16 protein-coding genes are annotated in these 15476 nt (G+C 43.0%); 4 read left to right on the plus strand and 12 right to left on the minus strand.

The window, feature by feature from the left end; all coding sequences use genetic code 11:
• Nucleotides 1–83: 83 nt before the first annotated feature.
• The 4 genes from DW650_RS13025 to DW650_RS13040 all read right to left on the minus strand — a co-directional run bounded on the left by DW650_RS13025 (nucleotide 84) and on the right by DW650_RS13040 (nucleotide 4603).
• On the minus strand, nucleotides 84–2117 hold the full coding sequence (locus tag DW650_RS13025) for an InlB B-repeat-containing protein (RefSeq protein WP_118210160.1): 2034 nt from the start codon (nucleotides 2115–2117) through the stop codon (nucleotides 84–86).
• A gap of 26 nt (nucleotides 2118–2143) precedes the next feature.
• Nucleotides 2144–3088, minus strand: a complete 945-nt coding sequence (locus DW650_RS13030) for a glycosyltransferase family 2 protein (RefSeq protein ID WP_118210161.1) — start codon at nucleotides 3086–3088, stop codon at nucleotides 2144–2146.
• An 8-nt stretch (nucleotides 3089–3096) separates the two neighbouring features.
• Nucleotides 3097–4074, minus strand: coding sequence for a glycosyltransferase family 2 protein (locus DW650_RS13035; RefSeq protein WP_118210162.1), 978 nt, complete (start codon nucleotides 4072–4074; stop codon nucleotides 3097–3099).
• A 67-nt stretch (nucleotides 4075–4141) separates the two neighbouring features.
• Nucleotides 4142–4603: a GtrA family protein gene (locus DW650_RS13040; protein ID WP_117921003.1), complete on the minus strand. Its 462-nt coding sequence runs from the start codon at nucleotides 4601–4603 to the stop codon at nucleotides 4142–4144.
• A 250-nt stretch (nucleotides 4604–4853) separates the two neighbouring features.
• Here DW650_RS13040 and DW650_RS13045 point away from each other — a divergent pair, with 250 nt between their 5' ends.
• Nucleotides 4854–5075, plus strand: a complete 222-nt coding sequence (locus DW650_RS13045; protein ID WP_015559764.1) for an alpha/beta-type small acid-soluble spore protein — start codon at nucleotides 4854–4856, stop codon at nucleotides 5073–5075.
• A 107-nt stretch (nucleotides 5076–5182) separates the two neighbouring features.
• On the opposite strand, the gene DW650_RS13050 is transcribed toward DW650_RS13045, so the two are convergent.
• Nucleotides 5183–5743 carry a DJ-1 family glyoxalase III gene (locus DW650_RS13050; RefSeq protein WP_118210163.1) on the minus strand — a complete coding sequence of 187 codons (561 nt, stop codon included), beginning with the start codon at nucleotides 5741–5743 and terminating at the stop codon, nucleotides 5183–5185.
• 658 nt (nucleotides 5744–6401) lie between these two features.
• On the opposite strand from DW650_RS13050, the gene DW650_RS13055 reads away from it, so the two are divergent.
• Nucleotides 6402–6848, plus strand: coding sequence for a CYTH domain-containing protein (locus DW650_RS13055; protein ID WP_118210164.1), 447 nt, complete (start codon nucleotides 6402–6404; stop codon nucleotides 6846–6848).
• A gap of 59 nt (nucleotides 6849–6907) precedes the next feature.
• Here the strand turns inward: DW650_RS13055 and DW650_RS13060 are convergent, their stop codons facing one another.
• The 3 genes from DW650_RS13060 to DW650_RS13070 all read right to left on the minus strand — a co-directional run bounded on the left by DW650_RS13060 (nucleotide 6908) and on the right by DW650_RS13070 (nucleotide 9320).
• Complete coding sequence (locus DW650_RS13060) at nucleotides 6908–8071, minus strand: class I SAM-dependent methyltransferase (protein WP_118210165.1); 1164 nt, start codon at nucleotides 8069–8071, stop codon at nucleotides 6908–6910.
• 79 nt (nucleotides 8072–8150) lie between these two features.
• Entirely contained in the window at nucleotides 8151–8687 is a 537-nt protein-coding gene (locus DW650_RS13065) for a DUF1653 domain-containing protein (protein ID WP_118210166.1), read from the minus strand.
• Nucleotides 8688–8711: 24 nt separating this feature from the next.
• Entirely contained in the window at nucleotides 8712–9320 is a 609-nt protein-coding gene (locus tag DW650_RS13070; protein ID WP_118210167.1) for a hypothetical protein, read from the minus strand.
• 120 nt (nucleotides 9321–9440) lie between these two features.
• Here DW650_RS13070 and DW650_RS13075 point away from each other — a divergent pair, with 120 nt between their 5' ends.
• Both DW650_RS13075 and DW650_RS13080 read left to right on the plus strand, forming a co-directional pair.
• Nucleotides 9441–10784, plus strand: coding sequence for a TrkH family potassium uptake protein (locus DW650_RS13075; RefSeq protein ID WP_117921009.1), 1344 nt, complete (start codon nucleotides 9441–9443; stop codon nucleotides 10782–10784).
• Between the two features lie 15 nt (nucleotides 10785–10799).
• Nucleotides 10800–11450, plus strand: a complete 651-nt coding sequence (locus DW650_RS13080; protein WP_118210168.1) for a potassium channel family protein — start codon at nucleotides 10800–10802, stop codon at nucleotides 11448–11450.
• Here DW650_RS13080 and DW650_RS13085 read toward each other — a convergent pair.
• From DW650_RS13085 to DW650_RS13105, 4 genes are all read right to left on the minus strand, one after another.
• Complete coding sequence (locus DW650_RS13085) at nucleotides 11445–12587, minus strand: aldo/keto reductase (RefSeq protein WP_118210169.1); 1143 nt, start codon at nucleotides 12585–12587, stop codon at nucleotides 11445–11447. The genes DW650_RS13080 and DW650_RS13085 overlap by 6 nt on opposite strands.
• Before the next feature lie 764 nt (nucleotides 12588–13351).
• Nucleotides 13352–13975 (minus strand): cytidylate kinase-like family protein, encoded by a 624-nt coding sequence (locus DW650_RS13095; protein ID WP_118210171.1) that lies wholly within the window; start codon nucleotides 13973–13975, stop codon nucleotides 13352–13354.
• 12 nt (nucleotides 13976–13987) lie between these two features.
• Nucleotides 13988–14698: an ABC transporter ATP-binding protein gene (locus DW650_RS13100; protein WP_118210172.1), complete on the minus strand. Its 711-nt coding sequence runs from the start codon at nucleotides 14696–14698 to the stop codon at nucleotides 13988–13990.
• An 18-nt stretch (nucleotides 14699–14716) separates the two neighbouring features.
• Nucleotides 14717–15475, minus strand: a complete 759-nt coding sequence (locus DW650_RS13105; protein WP_117921015.1) for an ABC transporter ATP-binding protein — start codon at nucleotides 15473–15475, stop codon at nucleotides 14717–14719.
• Nucleotide 15476: the final 1 nt, after the last annotated feature.

The following is a 15476-nucleotide window of genomic DNA, read 5'->3' on the forward strand; positions in this document are numbered from 1 at the left end:
ATTATACCACCCTTTAAGACTTTTTTACCATCTTATTTTCACGTTTTAAGAAAACCTTAAGGTAAAAAGCTGTAATTCATAAATTACTTCTTTTTCCACTTTGCATACAGTGTCTTATTTCCGCTGCTTCCTTTATTGATGACAGTAACTTTCTTTTTAAATTTCTTATCTAAATACCATCCCTTAAATACATACCCTTTTCTTGTCGGATTTTTCAGTTTGATCGTCGAGGTCTTGTATGTATATGCAGTCGGATTCTTCTTCGCATTTTTTCCACCGTTTAGCTTATAGGTGATCTTATATTTTGTGAGTTTCCACTGTGCGTACAGGGTAATGTTCTTTGTGAGCTTGATCTTCTGTTTATTTTTATAAGACTTTCCTTTTCCGTTCGCCTTGGTCTTCCAGCCCGCAAACGTGTAATATTTTTTTGAAAACTTATTTTTTGAGATCGCGGTGGAAACACCTTTTGCCATGCTCTGCTTGCTCATGCTTCCCTTGCCGCCATTGCTCTTGAATGTGATCTTATAAGTTGTCAGCTTTGCGAGTTTCTTCGATGAAACACTGCTGTCCGCATATTTATTGCAGACTGCAACTGCCTTCACCGTCTTACCAGGGGAAACTGTAAATGCTCCCGTATAACGTGTGCCCTTTGAATATGCCGCATTTGGCTCACTTCCGTCTGTGGTATAATAAATAACTGCCCCAGATGTTTTCGATGTTATTTTTACTTTATAGGAGGTACCGCTTACCGACGCTGAAATAACTGGCTTTGCTACTGTCTGAGTGATTGCGGCAATCGTTCCCGGTGCTGTGGATGTCGCCCCGGAATCGATCGTACATGCCGGCAGGTACCCCTCCCAGATATCTTCTTCCGCATGGAAAACATAGGAACTATAATTTACTGTATCATAATAATTATCGCTTCTTTCAAAATAACCATAGTAAATGGTTCCGTCCGCATCATCCCATGTACAGTCTACATTGTACCAGGAATCGTTAAGACGCACTTTATTCCACTCGTGATAGTAACTTGTTACTGCTACGGCATCGATTCCTGAGCCATTGCACATCATCTCAAATGCCTGTGAATATCCCGCACATACCGTCAGATCTGTGCAAAATACACTGTAGGCAGACTGGGAATATGCCGTATCCTCATCTTTAAAATTATTATCATATAAGGTCTGGTTATATTCCACTTTATCAATGATCAGATCATGGATCATTTTTACCTTTTTCTCATCTGTTGAACATGCATCGATCTTCTTCTGCCAGGATGAAACCTGACTCTGCACTTTTTTTGTTGCAGCTGCACGTGCGGAACCATTTGCAAATGCAGGATAAACACAGCCTGCAATACCATAAGTTCCATTTTTTAAGTATGCACTCTTTAAGAAATAGTACTGTGGATTTGAATAACGGAAGATCTGATATACCTCCTCCATCTGCGATAATGACAGCGAACTGCTGCCTACTATATCAATATAATAGTAAGTTGTCCCACTGATATTGTATTTTGCTGCATCTGCCTGTGTTGTCATATACTTTAAACAAACTTTATTCAAAGCATCCCAGTATGCCTTTTCCTTACTGCTTAACTGATTATAAAAATAATAACTTCCATATTTTTCCCAGGTACTGTTATAATAAGCAGATGATTTTAAAATATTTTCTGCTTCTTCCTCTTCCGCAGTTTCGCGATCCAGTGTGATTTCACCAACTGCTTCAAACGGCAGAAGACCCGTCGGCATCTCCGAAAGTGTGGCTGATCTTGCTTCATTCTCCCCTGTTGTCTGCACATCCACCGTTTCTTCGGTTTCAGCAATTACTTCGACTGTCTGTGTCTCTGCTGCTTCTTTGGTTTCAGATGTTTCTTCAACCATCTGTGTTTCCGGTATTTCTTTCCCCTCTGTCGTCTGTATTTCTTCCGTTTCAGAGGTTTCTGTTTCGACTGTTACTCCCGGTGTTTCATTCTCAAGCAAAGCCTCGGCAGCACTTTCCTCCGTTTCTTCCTGCGTTACCTCTGCTGCGTAAGCACTCCCCATGTCTGCCGGTGCAAGCACAGTCCCCACAGAGACTAAGGCAGCCATAAACATTGCCAATACTCTTTTTTTCATACCTGACCTCCTGTTTCGTTTATACCTTATTTAACCTTTTCCATATCCTCACGGTTCGTATCCGAAACGATATAGTGCGGTCTTTTTTTGACTTCCAGATATGTCTTTGCGATATACTGTCCCATAATCCCCATACAGAATAACTGTATGCCGCCGATCAACGTGATAATACATACCGTTGACGCCCAGCCATCCACCGGATCTCCAAAGACCAGTTTTCGGATAACGATAAACACAACTGCTACAAACGATACAAATGTCATAAACATCCCAAACCAGGATGCTATGGAAAGCGGAGCCTGTGAAAAATTAATCACACCATCGATCGCATATTTAAATAACTTCCAGAAACTCCATTTTGTTTCTCCGGCAACGCGATTGACATTTTCGTATGGAAGCCAGTATGTCTTAAACCCTATCCACCCGAAAATACCTTTCGAAAAACGGTTATACTCTCCCATCTCAACGATCGCATCAACCATACTGCGTTTCATCAGCCGGAAATCTCTCGCACCATCTACAATGTCTGCATCTGAGATCTTATTGATCAGACTGTAAAATCTTCTTGCAAACCAGCTTCTGATCACCGGCTCTCCTTTTCTTGTTGCACGGCGTGTTGCCACACTGTCATATTCCTGATTCTCCAAAATATCGAGCATCTGCGGCAATAATGCCGGTGGATCCTGCATATCTGCATCCATCACGGCTGCATAATCACCGGTCACATTACAAAATCCGGCATACATTGCAGCTTCCTTGCCAAAATTTCTGGAAAATCCGATATAAGTCACATGATCATCTTCTTTTGCGAACTCTTTCAAAAGCCCCAGTGTACCATCCTTTGATCCATCATTGACAAAAATCATCTCATAATCACAGTCCATGGACTGCATCACTTTTTTTGTTTCCCGATAAAAAATCGGTAACGCTTCCTGCTCGTTATAACACGGAATAATCAATGAAATTTTCATATGTTTCTCTATTCTCCTTTTTCCTCATTCTTATCTTGTTTGATCCATGTTCGTTCGCTGATGATATAACGTGGTCTCGCCTTGACTTCCATATAGATTTTTCCAATATATTCACCCAGCACGCCAAGACAGACGAGCTGTACACCTCCCATAAAACAGATCACACAGATCGTACTTGCCCATCCGGTCACAGTTCTGCCGCAGATCTGTGTAATGACCGCCCACAAAACGCCAATAAAACTTAATACAGATACTCCGATACCAATACCAGAAATAAGACGCAGCGGTTTTACACTTAAACTTGTGATTCCATCAATCGCGAGATTGACCATCTTTGCAAGTGGGTAATGTGATCTGCCCGCAATCCGCGCGTGCCTCTCATAAAAAACACTTGTGCTCTTAAATCCAACCAGAGGGATCATTCCCCGTAAAAACAGATTTACCTCCTTAAATCCGGCAAATTCTTTTAAAACCCTCGCCGAAACCAGGCGGTAATCCGCATGATTGTAAATGGTCTCCACCCCCATCCATATTAAAATTTTATAAAATGCCTGTGCCGTAAGCCTCTTGAAGAAAGTATCCGTATCGCGCTTACTTCTGACTCCATAAACCACTTCTGCACCATCATAATAAGCATCTACCATTGCTTCCATTGTCGCAATATCATCCTGTCCATCACAGTCAATTGAGATTGTGATGTCAGCGACATCTTTTGCCTCCATCAGTCCCGCAAGAACCGCATTCTGATGTCCCCTGTTGCGGCTCTGGCTTATTCCGATAAAATAAGGATTTTCTCTGGCAAGTTTCTCTATGATCTCCCATGTGCGATCCCTGCTCCCGTCATTCACAAAAAGGATACGGCTCTTTTGACTTATCTTTTCCTTCTTAATCAACAACAATAATTCCTCTAAAAAAAGACCGGAAGTTACCGGTAAAACTTCTTCTTCATTATAGCACGGAATTACAATATATAAGATTGCCTTCATTGACATTCTCCCTTTTTCTCTGCACAGACATACCCTTCGATTCTGCTCCTTACCCGGATATACCTTTTTATTTCCGGAAAACCCACAATTTACTGATCACATAATTCAATATGATTACAATAATCTGTGCCGCTATCTTAACCGCCATACTTCCAAATCCAAGCTCTGTGATAAACACAAAAAGTATCACTTCTTCCACAAGCAGCGTTGCAACACGTCCGCCAAAAAAGTTCATCATCTGTACAAAAAATTCTTTTGCTCCATTCGTCTTTCCATCAAATACCCAGATACGGTTCGTAAAAAAAGCAAATAAAACTGCTAAGATCCAGGAAAAAATGTTGGCAACAAGCTCATTCATTCCAAGTGAAACATTAAAAAAGGCATATGTGATAACACTTATCACAAATGTCAATCCGCCAAAAAATAAATATAATAGCATTTCCTTATGTTTTTTATAAAATGGTTCAAAAATATTTAAAACAGGCAGATGCATCAGCCGGTCAAATATATCCTGTTTCTTTGTATCCATATATTCCTCCGTTCTTTCGTGCAGCTCTATCATAACTTTTTAATTATAGAGTATTCATGGTCTGCTGTCAACGAACCTGAATCATTTGCAGGTTCCCGATTTTCTCAGAATTTTCCATCATATTTTTCCTCTCTTTGTAAATAATAGGATTAGGACATACAGTAATTCTTACTTGTAAATCCTAATACCAAACAGTAACTATTCTAAATAGTTACAACAAACAACAGATTAATTTACGGAGGTGAAATCCATGAGTGGATCTAACAATTCTGGTTCTAACACCAGCAAAATGGCTGTACCACAGGCAAAAGAAGCTATGAACCGTTTTAAACAGGAAGTAGCAAGCGAGATCGGTGTGCCGTTAAAAGAAGGTTACAACGGTGACCTTACTTCTGCACAGGCAGGAAGCATCGGCGGCGAGATGGTCAAAAAAATGATCATGAAACAGGAAGAGCAGATGTCAGGCAAGTAAAAAAACAACTTGCCGGAAGTAAAAAAGCCTCCACATCCATGGCGTGATGTGGAGACTTTTTCTATTTATTCACGATGATCTGTTCTGTGCCTGATGCCTGCGATCCGTTATTTTTCATTTGCACGGTACACAAGCCCCTGACGGACATGCTCTACCGTTTCATCATCGGTAAAGTAACGCACGATCTCAAATGCAAATGGAATCGCTGTTCCCATGCCGCGGCTTGTGATGATGTTGCCGTCTACTACGACCTCGTCCTCGCTGGTTGTCGCACCGGTTAATTTTTCTTCAAATCCAGGATGACAGGTTGCATGCTTTCCTTCTAACAGCCCTGCTGCACCTAATACACTCGGAGCTGCACAGATTGCGGCAACTAACTTTCCTTCATCTGCGAACTTGCGGATCACCGCATTGACAGTTTCATTTTCCAGCAGATGTATAGTTCCCGGCATTCCACCCGGAAGCACGATTCCATCCAAATCCTCATATCCTGTTTCTTCTGCAAGTACATCTGCTAAAAAAGTAACTCCGTGGGAGCTTGTTACTTCTTTTTTCCCGGTGACAGAGATCATAACGATCTCCATTTTTGCACGACGCACAATATCAACTACGGTAAGTCCTTCAATTTCCTCACAGCCGTCTGCCATGAAAATTCCAATTTTACTCATAAATATTGCCTGCCTTTCTTTTATGTACGGTATCACATTCAGCTTAATAATTTAAATAAAGTATAACAAACTGTTTTTTTGTGGTCAATGGCTACCTGTTTTCTGCATGTATGCTCTTATTTATCTATAGTAATTAATTCCTTCAAATTATCTGGAAACTCCTTATGCATATCTTTTAAAAGTCCCTCCTTTTATCTCTGCTGTAACCATTCCGTACTTTTCCTGTGACTTACTTTTTTGTAATACTAATACTATCTTATATTTTCGTTTCATAAACTCATCTATATTTTTAGGAATTACCAATTAATTTAGAGTACTCATATGCAGCTCTATAAATTGCATCCAATAGTTCACTATCAGAAAGTCTTGAATTAACTGTCATTTTTCTCCTACGTAAAAAGGTCCTGCTTACGCAAGACCTTTATCTTTGTTAATACTGCTACTGGTTTATTTAGGTGCGTGCCACCCAATTGAAAGCCTTCCACTTTCATGCGAAATCAACTATTATATTTGTAAATATTTTTCTTTGTCTCTTTGTAACCTCTATCGAAATCTTCTTTTTTCTTACCTGCACAACTGGTATAATAATATACAGCGATGTTGTTTTCCTACATCCCTTTAAAATCATTTCACAAATAACAAAAAGGAGTTCTCTACCATGGAAATCGAACGCAAATATCTGGTAAAAACCTTACCTGACCACTTAGAACAGTATGCCTGTAAAGTGATCGAACAGGGCTACTTAAACACTAACCCGGTCGTGCGTATCCGCCGTTCCAATGACGATTATATTCTAACCTACAAAGGCAAGGGAATGATGGTGCGCGAAGAATATAATCTGCCTTTGAATGAGGAAGCATTTCTTCATCTGAAAGAAAAAATTGATGGCAGGCTGATCAAAAAGCGCCGCTATCTGATCCCGCTTGCACCAAAATACACGATCGAACTGGATGTATTTGAAGGAGATTTAGCCCCACTGCTGCTCGCAGAAGTAGAGTTTGAGACTGAAGAAGAAGCAAACAGCTTTACTCCCCCGGAATGGTTTGGGGAAGATGTAACATTCTCCGGCAAATATCATAACAGCCAGTTAAGCAGACTTTCCTGACACTTCGTTATCTGCATTTAAAATGGGTGTGGCAAAACAGCCACACCCATTTTTACTTTTTATATTTTTTTGCTGTCTTTGAGCAGTCTGTACAACGTCGGTGTAAAATGAAACTCCTCCATCATATTTTCCACTTCTGTGAGATAATTTTGTTTTACCGCACGCGGCACAACTTTCTTCTGTACTGCACGGATCAGAATATTCTTTGGCGTATGCGCAAAATCGACAAACTCTAAAAGCTGTGTTTTGTATCCGCATGCCTCTAACAGGTTTGCACGGATCGCATCGGTTGCAAGTGCTGAGAAACGCTCTTTAATGATGCCGTAACGTGTCAGCAGTGAGAACTGGTCTGTCTTTATCTGTCCGTTTAACTCATGCTGGCAGCATGGCACGGAAAAAATCATCTTTGCATTCCACTGCACGGCATTGTAAAGCGCATAATCTGTCGCTGTATCACAGGCATGCAATGTTACGACCATGTCTACCGGAAATGGTGTCTGATAGCCGTTAATATCACCTAATTCAAAATGCAGATTCTGATAGCCGTATTTTTCTGCTGCAAGGTTACAGTTTTTAATAACCTCATCTTTCAGATCAAGTCCAATGATCTGTACATTCATTTTTTTTACTTCTGAAAAATAATAATACAGAATAAATGTCAGATAAGACTTTCCACAGCCAAAATCAATGATATTTAAGTGGTCATACGGATAATCACGCACTCCGTCCTCGATGATCTCAAGGAAACGATTGATCTGACGAAACTTATCGTACATGGTACGGACTACTTTTCCCTCTGCCGTAAAAACTCCCATATCAACCAGCGGCGGAATCACGGTTCCCTCTTCCAAAAGATATTTCTTTTTGCGGTTATGGAATTCCTGCGCTTTTGCGGCGCCCTCTGCCTGCTTCTTACAGCGGTAAGTCACTTTTCCTTTTTTCGAGATCAAAAGCATATATTCACTGTTGCCATCCCAGGCATTTAACTGTAAAAATTCACTGCCAACACGCTCTGACAAATAGCTCAAAAGTCTATCCGGCTCTATTTTTTCATGAAAAACCTGTTTCTGCGTATAGGCTGCTGCCTGATAACCGGACGATTTTTTTTCGATCTCGATCTTACGATATTTTGCAGCTTTGTCAGAGGGTTTGCTGACGATCATCTTGTAAACCTCCTGCTGCGTGATCTGTTGTAATTTTGATTTTAATTCTTCTGAAACCATGTAATCTCCATTTTTGTACACTAATCCTCAACAAATAGCCGTGTGAAAAACAAACCCGCAGTCTTATTTTCCACACAGATTATCTGAGACGTGTGCTCTCAAAACGCTGTCTGGTGCGGATACACTGTTTGAGCTGCTCATAACGGTCATCGAGATCTCCTTCCGGGATCACAACGTCTAAAACAACTGCCATATTGTTGATCATTTTATCTGTAATAATATCGCGCATGGATGTCAGGATATTATACTTTTCCTCAAAGGAATCCGCATCTAAAAACTCCATAAGTTTCGGTTCTACCTGCTCTTCTGTATCAGACGGAACACTTTTATTTTCCCGCGTGCCGGTATCTCCACTCTGATCCTGCACATCCTCTTTTTTCTCCCGCTCCACCAGCTCAAACCGGTATTTCTGCGTAACCTCCGGATATTTTTCGAGATCCACTTCACTGGTAAACATGGAGAGCGGTCTTGCGTACACGCCAAAATCTCCATATAACGCCTGGTAAATGACCAGTTTTTCTCCTGTTTCAGAATGTGTCGCAATCGTTACGATCTGATATAATTTATTTTTAAAATGGCGGTAGATCTCGCCACTTACCGGTATTCTTTCTGCCATACTGTTGCTGTCCTTTCTTTCGCCTTATGCCGTATGTACTTCTGTCAATCCCGCAATTTCGTCCGGCAGCTCAAAACGGTTTAACATCTCCACTCCTTCTGCCACAAAATCGCGTTCAAAACTCAGATTCGCCTGATATCCCATGATCATCAGATCATTGACCTGATCCATCAGGGAACATTCTTCCTCACACTCCCCATGTACCTTTTGGGGCGGCTCTCCTGTTTTTTCATAAAACTGTTTCCGCAGTTCGTCCGTCTGATTTTCATTGACGTTCAAATCTGCACGGTTTAAAATAGCACCTTTTCCGGGATTTGAAACAGGGCGCGCTGCCTGCGTGGACTTTGCCGTATTCGATGCAACCGTGCCATACTTCTGCTGCAGTCTCTGTTTTAATTCCTGCTGTCTTGCAGATAATTCTCTCTGCATCGCATTTGCCGCATCCGCAATAATATCCGGTCTTCCTGCATGACCACCATAAGAAACCTGTGTCTGTGGTACATTTTTTCTTCCTCCGCCAGGCTGATTCGGCACAGCCGCTTTCTTTTGCACTCCTTCTTTTTTCTTTTTATCACTGTAAATCCCTGCTGCAATGCCAATAATTATCACAATCAGACCAAACAAATCATCCATAACTTTTCATGCTCCTCTCCTCTTTAACTTCGTAAAAATGTTATATATACAAAGTTCACTATTCGTATTATAATATTTTAATATACGTTTCTCAACAAAATTTTACTCTTTGGAGGATATATGTTACCAAAAAAATTAAAGCGTCTCTCTGGCATGCAGTTGATCGCACTTGGTTTTCTTCTGCTTATCTTAGGCGGAACATGTCTTTTGATGCTTCCCTGCTCTTCCCGCACCGGTGAAATTACCCCTTTTATCACAGCACTTTTTACAGCAACAAGTGCCACCTGCGTCACCGGTCTTATTTTAGTCGATACCTATACCCACTGGTCCATCTTCGGGCAGCTTGTACTGCTGCTTTTAATTCAGATCGGCGGACTTGGCTTTATTACCATCGGCACTGCCGTCTCTTTAGTTTTGCGCCGGAAGATCGGTTTGAAAGAACGTGGCTGGATCAAGGAAAGTTTTAATGTTCTGGATATCGGCGGCGCAGTGCGCCTGATCAAACGCGTACTAAAAGGTACTGTATTATTCGAAGGCATCGGTGCATTGCTGTTATTTACCCGCTTCTATCCTAAAATGGGATTTTCGAATGGACTTTATTACAGCATTTTCCATTCCATATCAGCCTTTTGTAATGCCGGATTTGATATCATGGGAAAATATAAGCCGTATTCTTCTTTTACTGCCTATTATGACGATCCTGTGGTCAGCTTTACGCTGTGCGCCTTAATCCTGATTGGCGGGATTGGATTTATTGTATGGAGTGACATCATTGATCATAAATGGCATTTTAAGAAATATGCCCTGCAGACCAAAATGGTCTTGAGTTTTTCAGCGGTTCTGGTTTTTGGCGGTGCGCTGCTGTTCTATTTGTTAGAACGCAATAACCTATATGCCGATATGAGCACGAAAGGCATCATCTGCAGTTCTTTTTTCAGCGTGATCACGCCTAGAACTGCCGGTTTTAATACACTTGATATCGGCTCACTCACAGAAGGAGGCAAACTCCTTACCATCATCCTGATGTTTATCGGCGGGGGTTCCGGTTCCACAGCGGGCGGCGTCAAAATGGCAACCATTTTCGTTTTACTGTTACATTTGCGCTCTACCCTCCTTCGGACAACCGGAACTAATATTTTTGGCCGCAGGATTGAAGATGATACGATCACAAAAGCATCCGCCCTGCTTTGTACCTATCTGTTTGCCGGACTTGCCGCAACCCTCGCAATCTGCGGCATGCAGGGTTTCTCTGTCGGTGACACGCTTTTTGAAGTCATATCCGCAATCTGTACTGCGGGAATGACAGCCGGACTGACCAGTCAGCTTAATTTTATTTCACGACTTATTATCATTTTTCTGATGTATATCGGTCGCCTTGGAAGTCTTTCCTTTGCACTTTCTTTTACCGACCATAAAAAACTAACACATATCATGCAGCCGGTAGAACGCATCAACATCGGCTGAGAAAGGAATTTACTTATGAAATCAATTTTAATTATCGGACTCGGACGTTTCGGCACCCATTTATGTCAGGATCTCGCCAGACTAGACAATGAGATCATGATCGTTGACAAAGACGAAGCAAGCTTAGAAGACCTTCTTCCCCTTGTGGTCAGCGCTAAGATTGGCGACTGTACCAACGAAAAAGTCTTAAAAAGTCTTGGTGTCGGAAACTTTGATTACTGTTTTGTCTGTATTGGTGAAAATTTTCAGAGCAGTCTTGAGATTACAAGCCAGTTAAAAGATCTTGGGGCAAAATATGTTGTCAGCAAGGCCAACCGTGATATCCACGCAAAGTTCCTACTGCGTAACGGTGCGGATGAAGTGATTTATCCAGACCGTGATATTGCAGAAAAAGTCGCGGTTCGTTTTTCTGCAAATCAGGTCTTTGACTATGTGGAACTCGGAAATAATTTTTCCATTTATGAAATCGCCCCTCTGCCGGAGTGGATCGGTCATTCGATCAGGGACGTCAATGTCCGCGTCAAATATAATGCAAATATCATCGGCATCAAAGCTGAAAACGGCATGGAACTGATGCCAAATGCAGAGTATGTGTTCCGTAAAGAAGAACATCTGATGATCATCGGGCATCAGCGGGATATGGAAAAGATTTTGAAGAAATTATAAGTGCATTTCTTTTTCATAAATGTCTGCTGCCTCTTCTAACAGTTTCCGGATTTCAAGATGCTGCGGGCACTGTGCCTCGCATTTTCCACATTTGATGCAGTCTCCGGCTTTACCGCTTCCGTCGATCTGCCAGCGGTAAGACCCCCGTGCCGCATCCGTCACTCCAAACTGTACGCCCATGTTGTAGACTCCAAAAATATCCGGGATACGGATCTTTTTCGGACATCCCTCCACACAGTAACGGCAGTTGGTACAGGGAATCGTTGGAAGTTTTTCGAGTTCTTCCACCACCTTTCCGATTGCCTGCTGCTCTTTATCCGTGAGCGGCTGAAAATCTTTCATATAAGCCGTATTGTCCTGTAACTGCTTTAGATCGGACATTCCGCTTAACACCAGCATCACGTTCGGCAGTGATGCCGCATACCGGATCGCATAAGATGCATAGGAAGCATTTTCATCCAGTGCACTTAAGATCTTCGCCGGCTCTCCGACCATATTTGCTAACGTACCGCCTTTGACAGGTTCCATCACGATCACAGGTACCCCATGTTTTTCCGCCACCTCATAGCATTTGCGTGACTGCACGTTCTCAGACTCCCAGTCATAATAATTGATCTGAAGCTGCACAAACTCCATCTCCGGATGATTTGTCAGAATCTCATCCAACACATCCGCCTTATCGTGGAAAGAAAATCCGATATGCCGGATCTTTCCCTCCGCTTTCATGCTCTGTAAAAACTGAAATCCGCCTAAGTTCTCCGCCTCTTTGACCCGGTCTTTATTCATGGCATGTAAAAGATAAAAGTCAAAATACTCTACCTGGCATTTTTTTAACTGTTCCTCGAAATACTTTCCGTAGTCAGCGTACTCTTTGACCAGCCATACCGGCATCTTGCTCGCAAGGAAAAAACGATCCCTCGCATACCGTTGTACCAGACAGCGTCCGACTGCTTCCTCGGATCTGCCATTGTGATATGGATATGCGGTGTCAAAGTACTTAAATCCCTGTTCGAGGTAGGAATCGATCATCTCGCAGAACGCTGCGTCGTTGATATTTTCTGTGCTGCCGTCGGTTACCGGGAGACGCATGCAGCCGAATCCCAGTTTCTTTGGCATTTCTTTAGTTAACTCGCTCATTTGTGTGTGCCCCTTTCTTTTGGGTTGTTATAATAAAACATAAAGTCTTGGGCGAAACTCTTCTGCAGGTTGTGGTGGTCGTTGTATGGCGGGCACCTGTTTAACGAAGGCACACTCTCGCTGCGTGTCGCTCGTAGCGGATACTAAGCGACCAAAATACGGTCGCTAAGTACCGACGGCTCCCCAGCACCTTCTTATAAACAGGTGCCCGCCGCACAACTACGCTACGTTCTTGAGAGTTTCGCGTTGGCAAACCTTTCTTTTTATTATAACAACCTAAAGGAAAGCTGTATAGTATTCTTTTTCATGCAGGCGATCGGCACACCACTCCACTCTATACTTCCCCTCATGCAGGCGGTCGGCACGACTCGCCCTACACCTCCCCGTGGGCGGCCGGCACGGCAACGCCCACACCCCGGCGTGAGATGCTGGGTTTGACGGCTGGGAGGCGTGGGTGGCGGGGGCTTTCGGCTGGGATGACTTTGGAAGGGAATTAGAAAATCTTAGTGCCCCTGCCAAGTCACAGCGATGTGCTGCCAAGGACGGCAGCACAAACCCCGGTCGGGCCACGGATGGCTCGTCCGGGGTGCTCGCGTCCGCCTTTCACAACCTCCCGCAGGGGCACTTAGAATTTCTTATTCCCACACAACGGAACCCCAGCCGAAAGCCCCCGCCACCCACACCGCACCAGCCGGCAAACCCAGCCACCCCACTCCCACAAAAAAAGCAGAGCCACCCACGCCCTGCTTTTTCATTTCCGCACCTTAACTCTGGTACACCTCAATAAAGTTCTTCACAACCTCCACCAGCTTTTCATATCCCATGGAAGTCGTATCCAGACAGAAATCATAGTTTCTGGCATCATACCAGTCCTTCCCGGTATAATATTTATAATAATCCGCACGGTGCTTATCGATCTTTTCGATCTTATTCTCCGCATCCCGCCTGGTGATTCCGTCATGCTCCATTACACGGACGATACAATCTTCCTTCGGTGCAAAGAAAAACAAACGGAGCACATTCGGATCATCCTTTAACACATAATCCGCACATCTTCCGATAATGATACAGGACTCTTCCTCCGCCAGTTCACGGATCACTTTTGCCTGATAATTAAACAGGTTGTCATCCGATACAAAATCTGCGCTCTCCGGCGGGATTACACCGCCCTTGTACGGATTTTTGCGTGCAATACGAAACAAAGGTGATTTCTTTAATTTTTCATCGGTCTGTCCGAAAAGCGCCTCATTGATGCCGCTGTCATCGGATGCCATTCTTAAAATCTCTCTGTCGTAGCAATTAATTCCAAGTTCTTCTGCGAGCAGCTTACCCAGCGTACGTCCACCGCTGCCGTAGCTTCTTGCGATTGTAATCACTGTTTTTTTCATTGCTGCATCCCCCTATTCTCCAAGATATGCTTTCTTGATCGATTCGTTATTCATCATTTCCTTTGCATCACCGGAGAGAACGATATTGCCGGTCTCCAGTACATATGCACGGTCAGCAATGGATAACGCTTTCTTCGCATTCTGCTCTACTAAAAGTACGGTTGTTCCACCTGCAGAGATCTCACGGATAATGTGGAAAATCTCCTCCACGAGGATCGGAGAAAGTCCCATGGACGGCTCATCCATCAGGATGATTTTCGGCTTTGACATCAGCGCACGCCCCATGGCAAGCATCTGCTGCTCACCACCGCTTAAGGTTCCTGCAAGCTGGTTTTTACGCTCTTCCAGTCGTGGGAAACTCTCATATACTTTCGCTAAAGTCTCTGCGATCTCCTGTTTATCTTTTCTGGTGTATGCACCCAGTTTTAAGTTCTCATATACGGATAACTCTGCAAATACACGACGTCCCTCCGGCACATGCGCCATTCCCATGGATACGATCTTGTGTCCCGGAATCTTTGAGATATCACATCCCTCAAAAATGATCTCACCTGCTGCCGGGCTTAACATACCTGTAATCGTCTGTAATGTTGTTGTCTTTCCGGCACCGTTTGCACCGATCAGCGCAATGACTTCACCCTCATTGACCTCAAAGGAGATTCCCTTGATTGCCTGGATCACGCCATAGTATACTTCCAGATTTTTTACTTCAAGCATTGCCATAACTTAAAATCTCCTTTCCTATTCTCCAAGATATGCCTTGATGACCTGCGGATCATTCAATACTTCCGTCGTTTTACCCTCTGCTAAAACCTGTCCGAAGTTTAATACAGTAAGTTTCTCACAGATACCGGATACCAGTTTCATATCATGCTCGATCAAAAGCACTGTCATATCAAATTCATCCCTTACAAAATGAATTGTCTCCATCAGCTCTTTTGTCTCGTTCGGGTTCATACCGGCAGCCGGCTCATCTAAAAGCAGAAGTTTTGGATTCGTTGCAAGTGCTCTTGCGATCTCAAGTTTTCTCTGTTTACCATAAGGGAGATTGGACGCAAGAAAATCTGCTTCTTTTTCAAGATCAAATACTTTTAAAAGTTCCATTGCTTTCTCATTCATCTCTTTTTCTGCCTGATGGTATTTTGGCAGACGTAAGATTCCTGTCAGCGTAGAATATGTGATCTGATTATGCAGACCGATCTTTACATTATCAAGCACTGACTGGTCTTTAAACAGACGGATATTCTGGAATGTACGGGCGATTCCTGCTTTATTGATATCGATGGTCTTTTTCCCTGTGATATCCACTCCGTCTAATGTGATAGATCCGTCATTTGGTGTATACACACCGGTTAACATATTAAATACAGTTGTCTTTCCGGCACCGTTCGGCCCGATCAGTCCGTATAACTGTCCTTTTTCGATTGAAATATGAAATCCGTCTACTGCACGCAGACCGCCAAAGGAGATACCAAGATTTTTTACTTCCAATAAACTCATG

This window comes from Roseburia sp. AM23-20 (assembly GCF_003470905.1).
Taxonomy (GTDB): domain Bacteria; phylum Bacillota; class Clostridia; order Lachnospirales; family Lachnospiraceae; genus Roseburia; species Roseburia rectibacter.

Excerpts from the sequence above, each read along its gene's own strand:
- DW650_RS13080 (WP_118210168.1), top strand. The coding sequence starts at position 10,800 with ATGAAATCAATTTTAATTATCGGACTCGGACGTTTCGGCACCCATTTA.
- DW650_RS13055 (WP_118210164.1), top strand. The coding sequence starts at position 6,402 with ATGGAAATCGAACGCAAATATCTGGTAAAAACCTTACCTGACCACTTA.
- DW650_RS13030 (WP_118210161.1), bottom strand. The coding sequence starts at position 3,088 with ATGAAAATTTCATTGATTATTCCGTGTTATAACGAGCAGGAAGCGTTA.
- DW650_RS13025 (WP_118210160.1), bottom strand. The coding sequence starts at position 2,117 with ATGAAAAAAAGAGTATTGGCAATGTTTATGGCTGCCTTAGTCTCTGTG.
- DW650_RS13095 (WP_118210171.1), bottom strand. The coding sequence starts at position 13,975 with ATGAAAAAAACAGTGATTACAATCGCAAGAAGCTACGGCAGCGGTGGA.
- DW650_RS13065 (WP_118210166.1), bottom strand. The coding sequence starts at position 8,687 with ATGGCAGAAAGAATACCGGTAAGTGGCGAGATCTACCGCCATTTTAAA.
- DW650_RS13040 (WP_117921003.1), bottom strand. The coding sequence starts at position 4,603 with ATGGATACAAAGAAACAGGATATATTTGACCGGCTGATGCATCTGCCT.
- DW650_RS13070 (WP_118210167.1), bottom strand. The coding sequence starts at position 9,320 with ATGGATGATTTGTTTGGTCTGATTGTGATAATTATTGGCATTGCAGCA.
- DW650_RS13105 (WP_117921015.1), bottom strand. The coding sequence starts at position 15,475 with ATGAGTTTATTGGAAGTAAAAAATCTTGGTATCTCCTTTGGCGGTCTG.
- DW650_RS13045 (WP_015559764.1), top strand. The coding sequence starts at position 4,854 with ATGAGTGGATCTAACAATTCTGGTTCTAACACCAGCAAAATGGCTGTA.
- DW650_RS13100 (WP_118210172.1), bottom strand. The coding sequence starts at position 14,698 with ATGGCAATGCTTGAAGTAAAAAATCTGGAAGTATACTATGGCGTGATC.
- DW650_RS13060 (WP_118210165.1), bottom strand. The coding sequence starts at position 8,071 with ATGGTTTCAGAAGAATTAAAATCAAAATTACAACAGATCACGCAGCAG.
- DW650_RS13085 (WP_118210169.1), bottom strand. The coding sequence starts at position 12,587 with ATGAGCGAGTTAACTAAAGAAATGCCAAAGAAACTGGGATTCGGCTGC.
- DW650_RS13075 (WP_117921009.1), top strand. The coding sequence starts at position 9,441 with ATGTTACCAAAAAAATTAAAGCGTCTCTCTGGCATGCAGTTGATCGCA.
- DW650_RS13035 (WP_118210162.1), bottom strand. The coding sequence starts at position 4,074 with ATGAAGGCAATCTTATATATTGTAATTCCGTGCTATAATGAAGAAGAA.
- DW650_RS13050 (WP_118210163.1), bottom strand. The coding sequence starts at position 5,743 with ATGAGTAAAATTGGAATTTTCATGGCAGACGGCTGTGAGGAAATTGAA.